The organism is uncultured Veillonella sp., assembly GCF_915069625.1.
Classification (GTDB): domain Bacteria; phylum Bacillota; class Negativicutes; order Veillonellales; family Veillonellaceae; genus Veillonella.
On sequence record NZ_CAJZFD010000018.1, the window covers coordinates 1 to 17,694 of the forward strand.

Below are 17,694 nucleotides of genomic sequence, written 5' to 3' on the forward strand. Positions count from 1 at the left end.
TCGATTGGTATTTAACTAATATTTTTGAAGATAAGTTAGAAAAAATTCTTATTTATACAGGAAATCAATATCATATATATCAGGTTTGGACTAGTAATGGGAACATTATTTTAAATACATCTGAAGGTTATTATCAATTAAATTTGAAAAGTGGAGAAATTTTAGAACTAGATAAAATGAATGGTATAAGTAATGAGTATCTTGTTTATAGTGAATGGCCGGAAGAGGGGGGATTTACAAATCAAAGGTTTTGCATAGATTACTCTGAAAGTGAAATATATAATTTACTTTTTAGACGATTAAGAATTAATGGCATTGTTGATAATACCGCTATTGTTCAAATTTTACCAAATACATCAAATGATGAACACGTCAGTTTAAATGCTTTTTTAGAGAGCTTAAGGTTTGGTATTAATTCCAGTAATTTTTCAATATTCTATTTGAACTTAAAAGAATCAAAATTTTTAATATTAGATTTAAGTTCTGAAGATAATCGTAAGTGGTATATGAATATCAAATATCTAAATACTGATTATAATGAAAAGATATTGAATCACTTTCAAAATGTAATTAATTATCAAGATCATATACAGTTGAGGTGATATGATTTGGTATACGATACTAGCTTGGTTGTCATTTTTTAGGCAGTGTCAATAATTTTATTTAAATAGCAGATAGTTGATAATCTAAAATCCACTATCTGCTATTTTTATGTTCTTAAAATCGAATAATTTCAATTAAAACACCTAGAATTTTACGATTTTATGAGTGTTTTATGATAAAATAAAAGGTATGAATACTTCAACAACTAGGTCTATTACCTATAATGGCGACACAATTGAATATGAGTTAACCATCAAGCGTGTGAAGAACATGAACATGCGTATTACAAAGGATGGTGTGATCCATGTGTCGGCGAATGCCTATGTGCCGGATTATAGGGTGGACAAATTTGTTATCGAGAATATGCCCTTCATTGAGCGGGCTCGTTACAAGATTGATGCATTGAATGCCAAGCGTGTTGAGGCGTTGCAGTATGTGAATGGTGAAAGTTTATCAATCCTCGGCATTCCCGTTACGTTGCGCCTAGTTGAGCAGGATGGAAAGCCTCATATCGGCTTTGATGGTAAAGCCATCCTTACTATGGTGGTACCTCGTGGTACGACCTTTGAAGCAAAGCATAAATTAATGCAAAGTTATTGGCGTAATTTAGGGGAGAAGGTCTTTGTCCATTGGGCAAAGGTCGTGTATCAGCGCTTTCACAAGCAAGGTATTGATGTGCCTATGCCAACTATAAAACAGCAGCGTATGAAGAGCCGTTGGGGTTCTTGTACGCCAGCAAAGCAGCTCATCAAGATGAACACCCGACTATTAGAGGGGCCACAGGCGTATATTGAGTACGTTATGGTTCATGAGTTTGCCCATTTTAAATATTTGGATCATTCCAAGAACTTTCACAATTTAGTGGCCCAATTTTTACCAGATTGGAAAGCCCGTAAGAAATCATTAAATATCTATTTTGCACATAGACCGTAAGGAGGTGTACCATGAAGCCATTTGTACATTTACATAGTCATACAGAGTTTAGTTTGCTTGACGGCATCAGTCGTTTGCCTGACATGGTACGTCGTGCGAAGGAGTTAAATCAGCCAGCCCTTGCCATTACGGACCATGGCAATATGTACGCAGCGATTTATTTTTATAAAGAGTGTATGGCCCAAGGTGTTAAGCCTATCATCGGTTGTGAAGTATATGTCACAGAAGGTAGCCGTCTTGATAAACCGGAAGGTCGCAGCCGTGAACGTTTGAAACATCTCATTTTATTAGCAGAGACCATGGAAGGGTATCGAAATCTCGTAAAAATCGTGTCGAAAGCCTCTACTGAAGGGTTTAATTATAAGCCACGTGCAGACCGAGATTTATTGCGCCAATACAGCAAGGGCATAATTGCCCTCAGTGCATGTATTCAGGGGGAGATCCCTCAATATATTTTGCAAGATAATATGGAAGGCGCAAAGCGATCCATTGAATGGTATATCGAGACGTATGGCAAGGATAATTTCTTCTTAGAAATCCAAAATCATGGCTTACCAGAGGAGGCAAAGGCTCAAGAGGAGCTCATTAAGCTCAGTGAGGAATATGGTCTTGGCATCGTAGCATCTAATGACTTCCACTATGTATTAAAAGAGGATGCAGACGCGCAAGATATTAAGGTATGTATTTCTACAGGCCGTCGTCGTGCTGAGGTAGACCGCTTAAAGTTCCCGAATGATGAGTTCTATTTAAAATCTGGGGATGAGATGGCAGAGCTATTTGGACATATTCCGGGTGCCATCGAAAACACCTTAAAAATTGCAGAGCGCTGCAATGTAGAGTTTAATTTCGACGAACATCACTTGCCACATTTTGATGTGCCAGAAGGGGAAACGTCTAAGACCTATTTGCGTAAGGTATGTGAACGAGAAATTCCACGCCTTTATGGTGAAATATCTGAAGAATTACAAAAACGTTTAGACTACGAGTTAGATGTTATTGGAACCATGGGCTTTGAGGATTACTTCCTCATCGTATGGGACTATGTACGCTATGCCCGTGAGCACGACATTTTAGTAGGTCCTGGTCGTGGTTCTGCGGCAGGGTCCGTAGTAGCCTATCTACTTGGCATTACAGGCCTTGATCCATTAAAGTACGACTTACTCTTTGAACGGTTCTTAAATCCAGAGCGGGTAAGCATGCCTGATATCGATATTGACTTCTGCTATGAAAAGCGTGGTCAAGCCATCGAATATGTGACGCGAAAATACGGCCAAGCTCGTGTGTCTCAGATTATTACCTTCGGTACAGAGGCAGCTCGTGCCGTTATCCGTGACGTAGGTCGCGTGCTAGACTTACCATTGGCGGAAGTAAACCGCATTGCTAAGATGATTCCCAACGAACTAGGGATTACCTTAGATAAGGCTCTGCAAGGCAAGGAACTAAAAGCTCTATACGAAGCTGATGCGAACGTTAAAGAGTTATTTGATTTTGGTAAAAAGCTAGAAGGGATTGCGCGTAATTCGTCCACTCATGCAGCGGGTGTCGTAATTTCAGCAGATCCTCTAGATGACCATGTACCGGTACAAAATGCCAATGATGAAGGCTTTGTTACGCAGTACGATAAGGATAACATCGAGGAATTAGGCCTCTTAAAGATGGACTTCTTGGGCCTCCGTACCTTAACGGTTATGGGGGATGCCTTAAAGCTCATCAAGGCGAACCGTGGTATCGACCTTGATTTAGATGCTATCCCACTAGATGATAAGGCAGCTTGTGATATCCTCACTAAGGGCGATACCTCTGGTGTATTCCAGCTCGAATCGGAAGGTATTACAAAGCTCGTTATGGACCTTAAGCCTGAACATTTCGAGGACTTAATTCCATTGGTTGCCTTGTACCGTCCAGGCCCCTTGGGCTCTGGCATGGTGGCGGACTTTATCGATCGCCGTCACGGTAAAAAAGAGGTTACCTATTTACATCCCATATTGGAACCAATTCTAAAAGATACCTTTGGGGTAATCTTGTATCAAGAACAGGTTATGCAGATTGCATCCGCCATGGGCGGGTTCTCCCTTGGTCAAGCGGACTTGATGCGCCGCGCCATGGGTAAGAAAAAGGAATCCGTTCTAAAGGCGCAGCGCGAGTCCTTTATTCAAGGTTCCATAAATAATGGTATAGAAGAGTCCATTGCAAATGAAGTATTTGACTTGCTCGTATACTTTGCAGGCTATGGCTTTAATAAATCACATAGTGCGGCCTATGCGTATATCGCGTACCAAACGGCGTATTTGAAAGCCCACTATTTCCCTGAATTCATGGCTGCGACCATGACTAGCTTCATGCAAAACATGCAGAAATTGACGTACTACATCAATGCTTGCAAGAAGCATAATGTTAAGGTACTCGGTCCAGATATTAACTATTCTGAACGCAGCTTCGCCGTGCAAGGTGATGCCATTCGCTTCGGCCTTGGAGGCATTAAGAATGTAGGGGATAATGCCATTGATCGCTTGATTCGCGAGCGCAATGAGCATGGCCTCTATACAGATATAGTAGATTTCTGTAAACGCGTGGACAACAAGGTTGTTAATAAACGACTTCTTGAAAGTCTCATTCGGTGTGGAGCCATGGATGGTTTCAAGGAAAACAGAAACCAATTATTGCACATGTATGAAAGCGCTCAAGCTGTAGGTGCTAAAGAGCAAAAGGACGCCGCTATGGGCACTATGAGTCTCTTTGGCGATATAGAGGAGTCCGTTGACTTCATCCCTGTGCCGAATGTGGAGGATTTATCGGAAGACGATAAATTAAAGGATGAAAAGGAATATACAGGCTTTTACATTACAGGCCATCCATTGCAAGGCTATGCGAAGGAGCTAGAAGGCTTATTTGAACTGGGGGCTCTTGTAGAAAATCCAGAGCAATATGATGGTCAAACCATTACCTTTGGAGGTTTGATTAAAAATAAGACGGACCGCATGACGAGACGAAATGAGGTTATGTCCATTCTTCGCATCGAAGATTATTCTGGTGCGGCTAACGTAGTGGCATTCCCTAAGGTCTTTAGTCAAAGTCAACAGTTCCTAGCTGTTGATATGATCGTAAAGGTAAAAGGCCGTGTTGATGCGGATGAAAAGGGTGTGCAAATTATTGCAGACCGCATTATGCCGTTAAAGGTAAACTATAGTCAGGCGAAACATGTGGCTATTCATATTTATAGCCAATATGACACGCCAGAAAATAGTGAAGCCTTAAAACGGATGTTAACGAACACAGCAGGCTCTGTGCCAACATCGCTATACTTGCACCGTCAACGGAAGCGCATCAACTTGCCACCGAACATGTGCTTTGACCCTAGTGATGAATCCATCAAGGCTATTGAAGCTATCTTAGGTGATGGCTCCGTAGAGGTGCAATAATATATGCATAAGTAGATATTAAGGAACGAATAAATATATTTACTACTCAATAACTTATGTTGCGTGAAGCACAGATAGCTTTCACCAGCATTACTATAATAAGAAATGAAAGATTCAATATAGAAATTACTTTCATAGGAGGAAAGATGAAACGTACAAAAATCGTATGTACTGTAGGTCCGGGAACGGATAAATTTGGTATCTTAGAAGATATGATGCGAGCTGGCATGAACGTGGCTCGTTTCAACTTCTCCCACGGATCTCATGAAGAGCAAGCAGAGCGCATGCAAATGGTGCGTGATGCGGCGATGATTGTTAATAAACCAATCGCTTTATTGCTCGATACAAAAGGCCCTGAGGTACGCCTAGGCCTATTTAAAGAGGGCAAAGTATTCCTTGAAGCAGGTCAACAATTCACGTTGACTACGGATGATGTGGAAGGCACAAAAGAGATTAGCTCCGTCAACCACAAAGGTCTTGTAAGTGATGTGTCCGTAGGGGATAAAATTTTATTGGCCGATGGTCTTGTAACACTTACTATCGATGCTATCGAAGGCAATAATATCATTACTACCGTTCAAAACAGCGGTGAAATCGGTAATCGTAAACGCGTGGCTGTGCCAGGCGTAGCGCTTAGCTTGCCACCTGTATCTGAACAGGATGAAGCGGACTTGCGCTTTGGCTGCCAACAAGGTGTAGACTTTGTAGCAGCATCCTTTATGCAACGCGGTAAAGATATCGTAGCCATCCGTCGTATTCTTGAATCCGAACAAAAGGATATCAAGATTATTGCGAAAATTGAAAATGCAGAAGGCGTTAAAAATATCGATGAAATCTTGGAAGTAGCAGACGGCCTTATGGTTGCGCGTGGTGATCTCGGTGTAGAAATTCCTGCAGAAGAGGTACCGGTTCTACAGAAGATGATGATTGAAAAATGTAATAACTTGGGTAAACCTGTTATTACAGCTACACAAATGCTTGAGTCTATGATTCAAAATCCACGTCCTACACGTGCGGAAGCAAGTGACGTAGCCAATGCGATTTTGGACGGCACAGATGCTATCATGTTATCTGGTGAAACGGCAAACGGCGCATACCCTGTAGAGGCAGTTACAACTATGACTCGTATTGCAGAGGTAACAGAAAAAGCCTCTATTTACGACAGCAAAAGCCGTGCTCGTCAAGATGATGACATGACTACTACAAGTGCTGTATGTTTAGCGAGTGTGCGCATTGCTCAAAACCTTGGGGCTGCCGCAATTTTGACGTGTACTGAATCTGGACATACTGCACTTAGCGTGGCACGACACCGCCCAGATTGCAAAATTATTGCCGTTACACCTCATGAGGAAACAATTCGTCGCATGCAATTGTGCTGGGGCGTAGAGGCTATCAAAGGCCATGAAATCATCAACTCTGATGAAATGGTAAAACAAGCCATTACAGGTGCTCTTGGCACTGGTGCCATCGAGTCTGGTGATCTCGTAGTTGTTACAGCAGGTGTGCCATCTGGTGCAACAGGTACTACAAATATGATTCGCGTACACATCGCGGGCCAAGTACTCTTGTCTGGTAATGGTATTTTACGTAAATCCGTAACAGGTAATGTTTTCATTGCGGCTAATCATAAAGGTAATTATGAAAGCTTCAAAGACGGCGACATCCTCGTTGTAGGTACAATGGAACCTGAATTGATGACTATTGCAAAACGAGCAGGCGGCATTATTGCCGTAGAGGATGGTTATACATCCGATAGTGCTATTGCGGGCATTACCTATGGTATTCCAGTTATTTTAGGCGCTAAAAATGCTCATGAAGTGCTTTTAGAAGGTCAAGAAGTAACTATCGACGGTGAACGTGGCAAGGTGTTTGCAGGCATTGCAAATGCTCGATAATTTCTATGAGTGATAATTAAATAAGGAGGGATAGTATGAATCCATATAATGTAACAGGTCCTACTGCAGCTGAGGTTGCACAGGTTGAAAGTATCGTATCCCAACGATTAAAAGGTTCTTTCTTGTGGATGGTTGTAGGCTTACTTACGACTATCGGTGTTGGTATAGCGGCATTGGCAAATCCTAATTGGCTACGCTTTGCGTACCAAAACTTTAATATTATCCTATTAGTTGAGCTTGGCGTAGTATTCCTATTCAGTGCGCGTGCATATGCAGCTAATGTTATGACATTGAGAGGTATGTTTTTCTTATATAGTGCATTGAATGGTCTTACATTGACACTTATATCCTTGCGATATAATGTGTTTGAAGTAGTTATTCCTGCGTTAATCGGTACTCTTGCCTTCTTCATTGGCTTTGCAGTGGTAGGGGCTACTACAAAACGCAATTTATCATCCCTTACACCGTATGTAATGGCTGCTTTGCTCGGCATGATCATTGTATCCTTGGTGATGATGGCAGCTCGCTATTTTAACTGGGCTGTACTCAGTGGTTTTAGCGATACTGTTAGTCTAGTTTTAGGCTATGTAGGGGTTGTAGTATTCTCCATTTTTACGGCTATCGATGTGAATCGTATTAAAAATAATGTGACACAAGTGGCTCTCATGGAGGATGAGACAATTTTAGACCGCATTGAAATCACAGGTGCTTTGAGCCTATATTTAGATTTCATTAACTTATTCTTATCCTTATTGCGCATCTTTGGTAATAAGCGATAAAAGGAGATACTATGGACGATAGAGAATGGCAAACCTTTGTCACCGTTGTCGATGAAGGCAATATTACAAGGGCGGCAGAAAAATTATTTTTATCGCAACCAGCACTTAGCTATCGGTTGCGCCATATGGAAAAAGCCTTAGGCCATTCTCTGTTGTTGCGAACTGCTGAAGGGATTGCTCTTACGGCGCAAGGCGAGATTTTCTATGATTACTGTAAAAGAATGATGCAAGATCAAGAGGCTTTAGAAAATGCTATGAACTCAGCTTCTGGTAAGATTCAAGGAACCTTGAAAATTGCGTCATCTATCAACTTTGCAGACTATGAATTGCCCGCCTTGTTACGATCTTTCCGCGAACTGTATCCAGATGTGCATATACAAGTTAAGACGGCATTCAGCCATCAAGTGGTAAAAATGTTTAATACTGGTGACTGTATGGTTGCCTTTGCTCGTGGCGGTTATGATGTGTCTGGTAAGTCTGAGCTACTATTAGAGGAACCATACTGCTTGGTTTATAAAGAATTAGTACCACCTGAATCCCTTGAGAAGGTACCATTTATCAAGTATCAGACTGATGCATCCGTAGCCAATATTATCGAAACATGGTGTGCAGAACATTTTGAAGAGCCACCTAGTGTTGCCATGGATGTAAATTCTATGAGTACATGCCGTCACTTTGTGCGCGCAGGGCTCGGTTGGTCGATTCTGACCTATATGGGCCTTGGATCCTGCAAGGATAGAGATATCTATGTAAGTCCATTGCGTAGTAAAGATGGCACATATATCACTCGTGATACCAACATGGTGTACACCAAGGATACAGAAAATCTTGTAGTGGTTAAAACATTTATTGAGTATGTTCGCGATTATTATAAAAAGCATACCGTAGTAGATGATAGTATTTTTAGAGAATATAAAGAATAGATTTATAAATAGATCCAATATAAGAATTTGTAACTGCCTATTCATGCTATTTCAGTATTAGACTTTTTCGATATAATAAGTCATAATAAAGGTGTCTCGAAAGAGCCAGGCAGGACCATGTAAGTGCATGTATACCCCCTTTGGGGACGTATACATGCATTTTTTTCATTTGGGGCTGCAAATCTATGCTCAAAATGCATAAAAAGTATGAATGGTAGGTATAAAAGTTTTTATAACCCCTATAAAGGTAATCTATTATTCATAATTCTTTTAAGCATATATAATGAGTGTAGACAAAAACTCCTAGAGTTCAATAGCTGATAGTCGCGTATCACGAATTTCTGGGGTAGTGTTAGGATGATTACATGCCTATGTTTTTAAGAAAGGAAGAAACATGGAAAAATTCTTAAAACTAGCACTTATTGTGCTAATCCCTGTTGTCCTCTGGTTTACAACTCCACCAGATGGGCTCACTGATACGGCGTGGCGCCTCTTAGGCTTCTACATTGCAGGTATCGTAGGTTTGATTTTAAAACCTTACCCAATTCAAATTATTTTATTAGCTGTATTATCTGCATCTGCATTATTCTTAGACAATGCAAAAGATATCTTGGTAGGTTATGGCTCCACTGCATTGTGGATGATCATCGCTGCATTCTCCTTGAGCGTTGCGTTTGGTAAAACTGGTCTTGGTCACCGCGTTGCTTACCATTTGATTAACGCATTCGGTTCTACTGTATTACGTCTTGGTTATGTAACAGCACTTCTTGATTTAGTATTATCTCCAGCTACACCTTCTAACACAGCACGTGCGGCTGGTATCGTATATCCAATTAACTTATCCATCGCTGAATCTATCGGTTCCTATCCTGGCGATACTGCTAAACGCGGTGGTTCCTTCATCTTGATGAATGGCTATTTCGTAACAAAAATTACATCCTTCATGTTCTTAACAGCTATGGCTCCAAACGTGTTGGCCTTGGACTTTGTTACTAAAATCACTGGTCTAAATATGACTTGGGCTGAATGGGCTTTAGCTTTAGCTCTTCCTGGTCTTGTAATGTTGATCTTTGTGCCACTTGTAGGTTACTGGATCGACCGTCCTGAAGCAGTAAAAATTGATAATAAGAAATTAGCTGCTGATGGTCTTGCTAAATTAGGACCTATGAAAATGTCTGAAAAAATCTTGGCTGTTGTATTTATTCTTGCTCTTATCGGTTGGGCATTGCCTTCCATCGGTTTTGACTTGAGCCCAACAGCAGTAGCATTAGTAGCTATGACTATTGTGTTCTTCGCTGGTATCATCACTTGGGATGACATGGTTCAAACTAAAGCTGTTTGGAACACATTCATCTGGTTCGGTGCTATCCTTGGCTTATCCACTGCTTTAACAAAAGCTAAATTCTTTGCTTGGCTTGCAGCATATATGCAAGCAAACTTGGCACTCGATGTATCTCCACTCGTAGTTGTCTTAATTCTTTCTGCTATTAGCGTTGTAATTCGTTACTTATTCGCTTCTAGTACTGCATACATTGCATCTATGCTTCCAGTATTCTTAACTGTAGGTATGGCAGCAGGCGTAAATCCAGTTATGTTTGGTCTTGTATTGCTTGCAACAAACGCATTTGGCGGTCTCGTAACTCACTACGGTGCATCCCCTGGTCCAATCATCTACTCTGCAGGTTACAATAACTTGAAAGACTGGTGGACTGCTGGTGCTATCTTAGCAGTATTGAGTTGGATTCTACTCTTCGTAGTAGGTATTCCTTGGTGGACTTTCATCGGTATGATTTAATCACCATATAATTTTATAATCAACATTGTTTTAGCGGCACGGACCAGACATTCGCGACACGTCTGGTCTTTGCCATTTGATATATTTTTAGTGAAAGGATGCAACATGGCACAATTAGTAAAAGCTGCACAAGCTGGCTTCGACGAAAAAAATGATGCATTAGTAACGGTTGAACCGATTGCTAGCGGTATCGAAATTGAATTAACATCCAAAGTTATCCGTCAATACGGCGACCAAATTAAATCCGTTATCTTGAACACAGTGAAAGAAGCTGGTTTTGATGGCGTGAAAGTAATCGTACAAGATAAAAATGCTTGGGATTACACAATTAAAGCTCGCGTATTAGGCGCATTGGAAAGGGGGAGCAAAGCATAATGGCTAACGATAAAACATTCCCAGAAGTTAAAACAAATCCATTAACAGAGGCTGCTAAAAAACGCTTGTCTCGTTCCATGATGTTCGTACCTGGTAATACACCTAAAATGATTAACAGTGCTGACATTCACGGCGCTGACTCCATCATGATCGATATCGAAGATTCCGTGCCTATTACAGAAAAGGATACAGCTCGTCTTTTAACTGCAGAAGCATTGAAATCTCGTAAATTCCGTGCAGAAACTGTTGTTCGTATCAACCATCCTACACAAACTCCTTATGGCTATGACGATCTTGATGTAATCGTTCCAGCTAAACCTGATATGATTCGTTTACCTAAAACTGAAGATGTTTCTGAAGTTGAAATCGTAGCAAAGAAAATTGAAGAAGTAGAAAAAGCTAACGGTTGGCCAGAAGGTACAATCAACATTATCGTAGCTATCGAATCCGTTCGTGGCTTGTACAATGTTCGCGAAATCTGTCACGGCCCTCGCGTAGTAGCTATCGCTCTTGGCGCTGAAGACTACCGTGCTGACCTTCGTACAGGTAAACATAAACCAGCTGTTGAATTGTTGTTCGCTCGTCAAACAATCCTTCATGCAGCACGCGAAGCAGGTATCCGCGTAATCGATACTGTATTCTCTGACGTGAAAGACCCACAAGGTTTCCGCGAAGAAGTTGAATTCATTAAAGCTTTGGGTTACGATGGCAAATCTTGTATCCACCCAAGCCAAATCAAAATTATCCACGAAGTATTCACTCCTGACGAAAAAGAAATCGCTCATTCTGTTAAAGTATTGAACAGCTATGCAGATGCATTACGCAACAATAAAGGCGTAATCTCCGTAGATGGTAAAATGATCGATGGTCCTATCGTAGTTCGTGCACAACGCGTAGTTGATAAAGCACGTGCAGCAGGCATTAAAGTTGAATTAGAGGAAGGAGCAGAATACGATGTTAAATAAAGTAGGTCGCGATATCCCAACAAATATCCCAGCACTAGAAGGTCGCGAAGTATATCAAGGTGAATTCGCAATTGAACCTAAAGCTCATCGCGCAGGTAAACCTGTACACATGAGCCGTGTTGGTACAAATAAAGTACTTGCTTCTATCGATGAAGCAATCGAAAAAGCTGGCGTAAAAGATGGCATGACATTGTCCTTCCATCATCACTTGCGCAATGGCGACTATGTAATGAAAATGGTTATGGAACGCGTTCAAGCAAAAGGCATTAAAGACATTACAATCGCGTCTTCTTCCTTGTCCCCATGCCATGAATTCTTGGTAGAAATGATTCAAGATGGTACTGTAACAGCTATCGAAACATCTGGCTTGCGCGATCGTCTTGGTAAATTCTTAACTCAAAACCCAGGCGTATTAAAACGCCCTGTAGTAATTCGTTCCCACGGTGGTCGTGCTCGTGCTATCGAATCTGGCGAAGTTCATATCGACGTAGCTTTTATGGGTGCTCCTACAGCTGATCCACGCGGTAATGCTACTGGTCGTATGGGTAAATCCGCATGTGGTGCACTTGGCTATGCTAAAGTTGACTCCCACTATGCAGACACAACTGTTATCATCACTGATAACTTGGTTGACTATGTACACAACTATGCAATCCCTCAAACTGATGTAGATTATGTTGTTGAGGTTGAAAGCATTGGTGATCCAGAAGGTATCGCTTCTGGTGCGGTAGGTTTCACTAAAAACCCTATCCAAATTAAAATTGCTGAATTAGCTGGTGAATTCCTTGACCAAGCTGGCATCATTAAAGATGGCTTCGTATTCCAATTGGGCGCTGGTGGTGCTCCATTGACTGTAGCGAAATTCATTGCTGAAAAACTTCGCAAACGCGGTGAAGTAGGTGGCTTCGCTATCGGTGGTGCTACTGGTATCTTGACTGGTATGCTTGAAGAAGGCTTGATTCGTGCTATTTACGATACTCAAACATTCGATACTACTGCAGCTGCATCTTTGGATAAAAACCCTGCACACATCGAGATGTCCGCTTCCATGTACGCTAACCCATGGACTGACTGCACTACAAACTACCTAGACGTAGTATTCCTTGGTGCTACTGAAATCGACCTTGATTTCAACGTAAACGTAATGACTGACTCCAACGGTGTATTGATGGGCGCTTCTGGCGGTCACTCCGATACAGCAGCAGGTGCTAAATGTACAGTTATTACTTGTCCATTGATCCGTGGCCGCTTGCCAATGATCCGTGACAAAGTAGCTACTGTAATTACACCAGGCTCCTCCGTTGACGTACTCGTTACTGAATACGGTATCGCAATCAACCCAGCTCGTACTGATTTGATTGAACGCTTCAAAGATAGCAACTTGCCGATCTTCACAATTGAAGAATTACAACAATTAGCATTCGACTTAGTTGGTAAACCACAAGATATCCCTGTATCTGACAGAGACGAAGACATCGTGGCAATCGTAGAATACCGCGATGGCTCTATCATCGATGTGGTTCGCAAACCTCTATAATTAAGTAGTGCTGAGAGTTCGAGGGAAACCGTAACAGGTAGGCCATCGGCTCATCATCCTATGCTGATTAGATAATATAAAGACCCTCTCCATAGTTCTCGGACTTATGGAGAGGGTCTTTTTGTAGTTATAAATGATTTAGTGTTAATTTTAGATACAGGGTCAAAACTTAATGAGATAAAAATGGTACATAGATATAGTTATACTTTTACTATAAGAAGATTGGAGATCTTTAGGAGGTAGTTTCTATGTATCGTTGTATTGCTAAGTTAGAGATTGACCTAGAGGGGCTAAGTGAGTTTTATAGTGATGTAAGCGAATATGAAACACTAAATATGTACCAAATAATATCTGCTTGGTTACAGGATGATTTAGATGGACCTAATCCTGAAAAAACGGTGTTCGGTGTATCAGAATATGCTTTAGATTGGATGTCTGTGCTACCAGGGGACACTTCCTATCGTAACCTATTTGATATGGGAAATTGCAAACTTGGTAATCATTCTGAAAGTATTGATTATTTATATGCGCGATTTCTACAAACCTTGGAGAATAATAAGACGTTTGAACTTGAGTATGAGTCATTATCTTTAGATTATATAATCGTGATGCCACAGTATATCGATATTACGCTAACATGTAGTAGAAATATAGATTATTTATTATTTATGAAACAGTGGTTACGTAATTGTAGTACTTATAAACATCTGATATACTATAAAGTGAAAGATATATTTTACATTATGTTTTAATTTAGGAGAGCGTGTATGACTCAAGTATTTAAACAAGATCTAACAGATAACTCTGTTCGCCCTGGCGGTTTGTTTTTCGTTGAGTTATTAATGCCAAAGCAGTGTGATATGCCTAATCGAGATACAATGGTAGAGGTATTCACAAAGCATTTAGGTCCTGTTGATTGCTTTAGTTATGGCGTTGAATCTGCTGGTTTTGCACCTCAGAATTATAAGGTTCATTACGAGGATAACGATGCAGATATTTCACCAACCTTGATGGTGACGAATTGTGAAAAAATCGACAAACCTGTACTAGATGATTTTACACGTAGTCAGGTTTGGGATTGTCCAAATGTAGATGACTTGCTAGATGAGTGCCAATATAGAGTATTTGCTACAGACATGTTAGCTTCGGGTTTAGAACCTAAAGAACGAGCTGATATGCTCGTGAAATATGTAGATGCGTTGTTAGAGTTATATCCATCCTGTAAGGCCGTTGTCTTTGGTCCATCTCGTAAGTTCTTAAGTCGAGAAACCATTGAAAATCATCCTGATAAAGCTGTAACACGTTTTATTTATTATGCCGTAAATGTACGATATTTTAGCATTCAAGGCACAGATGACATGATGGTTGATACGATAGGTATGAACACCTTATTCTACCCTGATTTGCAGTATCACTTTCACGGTATGAACCCCGATGAAATTGTAAATCATGCGTATAGTGTATTGTATTATATCTTTGAGCACGATAATCCTATTGATGACGGGCAAACGATTGCAGGCTTAGAAAATGGAGATATGAATCCAGATATTAAATGGGCGGTTCAGTATGAGGACTCCTTAATTCAACCTGTTCGAACTGTTATAGATATTAATATGGGAGAATATGCATCGGGTACTCGTTAGTTGTTAATCGATGAAAGGTGTGAGCATTATGAGTAATCAACGTATTTTTGACATGGAACTTGTGAAAGTTGAAAGTTTGGAGAAAGCTGTTAGGACTCCATTTTATCAAACTGATTCCACAGGTGGTTCAGTATGGGTTATTAAACCTGGTCAAACCTTACCAAAGCATTACCATCATAACTCTGATGATATATGGGTTATATTGCAAGGCAAGGGTGTATTTTATCCAACACCTGATACAGAGGTGCCTTTTACAAAGGGGCAAGTTATAGTATCTAAAAAGGGTGAATGTCATGGTGCAAAAAATACTGGAACGGAAGATATTGTCTTTGTGAGTATCGTTGCTCCTGTGCCTGCTGATTATGATCCTGTTAGTACAAATTAATATGAAAGCACTTTATAGTATTTTCTTATCTTGTGATAGAGATATATTTATACTATAAAGTGCTTTTTGTTTTATACAGTCATTCCTAGCAAATATCCTTTTTCTATTTTTAAAGGCTATTATTTTGGTGTTACTATTCCTATTTGTTATTTCTATATTCTATATAATTCCATTGACAGAGGACTTTTGTTTTCTTAAGATAGTAAGGTATGTAATATCTTAAGTAGTAGAAAGGAATTATATGAACTCATCTACACCAGAGCCTCAAAGTGGGGCCATCGATTTCAAAGACTTTACAAAGCGGCGTATGCTACACGTAGTCTTACCTTTATTTATTGTTTCCATCATTGCCTTCTTAGACCGTGTTAATATTGCCTATACAGGCTTGACCATGAAAGAGAATTTACCATGGTTAACACCAGAGGTATTCGGTATGGGGGCCGGTATTTTCTTTATTGGCTACGTTTTATTTGAAGTGCCAGCATCCTTAATAGCTGCTCGCTGTAATGCTATGCATTGGGTGGCACGTATTATGTTTAGTTGGGGACTAGTCTGTATTCTTATGACGACGATGACCACAGAATTGGAGTTTTATATCTATCGCTTCCTCCTTGGTCTATGTGAAGCCTCTTTATATCCTGTAATTTATTCATTATTGATTCCAAATTGGTTCTTGCCAAAGGAACGTGCAAAGGCGATCTCCTTGATGTTAACATCTTTATTGTTCTCTAATATCATCGGTGGTCCATTGGCAGGTATCTTACTTGATACAACATTCTTTGGCCTTCATGGCTGGCGCACACTCTTTATCGTTGAAGCTATTCCTGCTGTAATTTTTGCGTTCATTTTCGCATTCTGGATGAAAGAACGTCCAGATCATGCGTCTTGGGTAACTGATGCAGAAAAAGCCTATATTAAGGCTGAACTTGAAAAAGAAGAGCAACAAAAGCAAGCTGTAAAGAAATATACTACATGGCAAGCTTTAAAAGATCCAAAAGTATTGCGTTTAGCGTTAATTTACTTCTTATGGGTTATTGGCTTCTGGGGCTTTAGCTTCTGGATGCCTCAAGTGCTTAAAAGCTTATCTGGTTGGCCACCAAGTGTTGTAGCATGGTCTATTGCGATTCCAATGTCTGCTGCATTACTTGTACAAGTATATTGTGGTTACTCCTCTGAAAAGTGCAATGAAAAACGTTGGCATGTTGCTACAACATTATTCATTGGTACTATTGGCTTCTTAGCAACGCCACATAGTCCATCCCCAGAAATTAGCTTATTCTTTATCTGCTTAACTGCTGTAGGCGTTTACGGTGGCATGGGTGTATGGTGGACTATGCCAACTACATTCTTATCCGGTGCTGCTGCGGCGGGTGCGATGGGCCTTATTAACTCCTCTGGTAACATGGGGGGCTGGGTAGGTCCTTACATGCTTGGTTTCATCAATGGTCATACAGGTAGCTTTACTTACGGTTACTATGTAATGGGGGCCTGCATGTTCCTTGCAGCTCTATTGATTTTGACATTACCAAAATCTATGGAACACAAAGACGACTAAGTTAAATATTAAAATTACAAATTTAAAAGAGCTATATTTTTTATTCTTTTCTATGACGGATATTGAATAAATATATAGCTCTTTTTCTTTTAGTAAATATATTGTTTTATGTATAATAAGAGTAATGTAATCTACAGTAAATAGAGAGAGGATACTATGTATAGAACGTTATTATTAGCAACCGTATTAACAACTTTTACACTAGGCGTATCTGTAAGTGCCATATCCTTACAAGATCCGACGGGTGAAGGTAGAGCTGCCTTTGAGAAAATTGCAGTGTACAACCGTGACGTTGTTAAAGTTTCAGGTCCTTATGATTCATGGGAGTTAGCTGTTAAGAATTTAGGGCGCGCTAAATATATTGATGATTTAGAACAACATAAGACGATAGACAACTTACAGAGTCAATTGAAGCCTATATTAGTCGGTTATTATGTATCAGCATGTTACGTGGATTTTAATATTCTTACTCATGATGATGGTATGGTTAACATAAAACCGACCGGTAATGATGTAGGTGAGACTAAATATATTGTAGAGTATAAAACTCAAGAGCATTATATTGATTCAATATTATGGAATCCTTTTGTAGAGAAAGTTATTACAGTAGCAGATCCGATTATTTCTTATGAGAATCAGTATGGAACGGGAAAACTTATAGTTGTGACAGCCTTTGGATATCAAGAGGATGTTCAAGGTTTTCCAGATAAGGGACTTATAGCTGCAAATAAAGCTTATAAGGCTGCTGAAGATACGTTGGTTAGTAGAGTATTGGAATTAGGCTGGGTTGATACATCTCGTGAAGCAGAGTTACGAGATTATTTAAATACAAATGATGGTATTCATAAGGGGTACACTTTGGATGCCATGGGCTTTGGTGTTATGGG

Annotated in this window: 15 protein-coding genes; all 15 read left to right on the plus strand. The window is 40.2% G+C overall.

Annotated features, from left to right (window positions below; genetic code table 11):
• Positions 1-602 (plus strand): hypothetical protein (locus tag QZ548_RS01820; protein WP_295867743.1); only part of this gene is annotated, 602 nt, incomplete at its 5' end.
• A gap of 166 nt (positions 603-768) precedes the next feature.
• Complete coding sequence (locus tag QZ548_RS01825) at positions 769-1,536, plus strand: M48 family metallopeptidase (RefSeq protein ID WP_367113067.1); 768 nt, start codon at positions 769-771, stop codon at positions 1,534-1,536.
• A gap of 11 nt (positions 1,537-1,547) precedes the next feature.
• The gene (locus QZ548_RS01830) at positions 1,548-4,955 is read left to right on the plus strand and encodes a DNA polymerase III subunit alpha (protein ID WP_295867749.1); all 3,408 of its coding nucleotides are present in this window, start codon (positions 1,548-1,550) and stop codon (positions 4,953-4,955) included.
• 146 nt (positions 4,956-5,101) lie between these two features.
• Positions 5,102-6,850, plus strand: coding sequence for a pyruvate kinase (gene pyk, locus QZ548_RS01835; protein ID WP_295867753.1), 1,749 nt, complete (start codon positions 5,102-5,104; stop codon positions 6,848-6,850).
• A gap of 35 nt (positions 6,851-6,885) precedes the next feature.
• Positions 6,886-7,629, plus strand: a complete 744-nt coding sequence (locus QZ548_RS01840; protein WP_295867756.1) for a Bax inhibitor-1/YccA family protein — start codon at positions 6,886-6,888, stop codon at positions 7,627-7,629.
• A gap of 11 nt (positions 7,630-7,640) precedes the next feature.
• Positions 7,641-8,552 (plus strand): LysR family transcriptional regulator, encoded by a 912-nt coding sequence (locus QZ548_RS01845; RefSeq protein ID WP_119209073.1) that lies wholly within the window; start codon positions 7,641-7,643, stop codon positions 8,550-8,552.
• Positions 8,553-8,946: 394 nt separating this feature from the next.
• Positions 8,947-10,347: a DASS family sodium-coupled anion symporter gene (locus QZ548_RS01850; RefSeq protein WP_105094138.1), complete on the plus strand. Its 1,401-nt coding sequence runs from the start codon at positions 8,947-8,949 to the stop codon at positions 10,345-10,347.
• A 105-nt stretch (positions 10,348-10,452) separates the two neighbouring features.
• The gene (gene citD / locus QZ548_RS01855; RefSeq protein ID WP_005385629.1) at positions 10,453-10,722 is read left to right on the plus strand and encodes a citrate lyase acyl carrier protein; all 270 of its coding nucleotides are present in this window, start codon (positions 10,453-10,455) and stop codon (positions 10,720-10,722) included.
• Positions 10,722-11,687: a CoA ester lyase gene (locus QZ548_RS01860; protein WP_004695279.1), complete on the plus strand. Its 966-nt coding sequence runs from the start codon at positions 10,722-10,724 to the stop codon at positions 11,685-11,687. Before citD ends, QZ548_RS01860 begins: the two co-directional genes overlap by 1 nt.
• Positions 11,677-13,224: a citrate lyase subunit alpha gene (gene citF / locus QZ548_RS01865; RefSeq protein WP_295867762.1), complete on the plus strand. Its 1,548-nt coding sequence runs from the start codon at positions 11,677-11,679 to the stop codon at positions 13,222-13,224. Before QZ548_RS01860 ends, citF begins: the two co-directional genes overlap by 11 nt.
• Positions 13,225-13,472: 248 nt before the next feature.
• Positions 13,473-13,976 (plus strand): hypothetical protein, encoded by a 504-nt coding sequence (locus QZ548_RS01870; RefSeq protein ID WP_105084878.1) that lies wholly within the window; start codon positions 13,473-13,475, stop codon positions 13,974-13,976.
• A 15-nt stretch (positions 13,977-13,991) separates the two neighbouring features.
• Complete coding sequence (locus QZ548_RS01875) at positions 13,992-14,867, plus strand: DUF4261 domain-containing protein (RefSeq protein WP_105084877.1); 876 nt, start codon at positions 13,992-13,994, stop codon at positions 14,865-14,867.
• Positions 14,868-14,895: 28 nt separating this feature from the next.
• Positions 14,896-15,252, plus strand: a complete 357-nt coding sequence (locus tag QZ548_RS01880; RefSeq protein WP_295867765.1) for a cupin domain-containing protein — start codon at positions 14,896-14,898, stop codon at positions 15,250-15,252.
• A 241-nt stretch (positions 15,253-15,493) separates the two neighbouring features.
• Positions 15,494-16,807 (plus strand): MFS transporter, encoded by a 1,314-nt coding sequence (locus QZ548_RS01885; protein ID WP_295867767.1) that lies wholly within the window; start codon positions 15,494-15,496, stop codon positions 16,805-16,807.
• 156 nt (positions 16,808-16,963) lie between these two features.
• The coding region (locus QZ548_RS01890) for a hypothetical protein (RefSeq protein WP_295867769.1) at positions 16,964-17,694 on the plus strand (731 nt) is incomplete at its 3' end.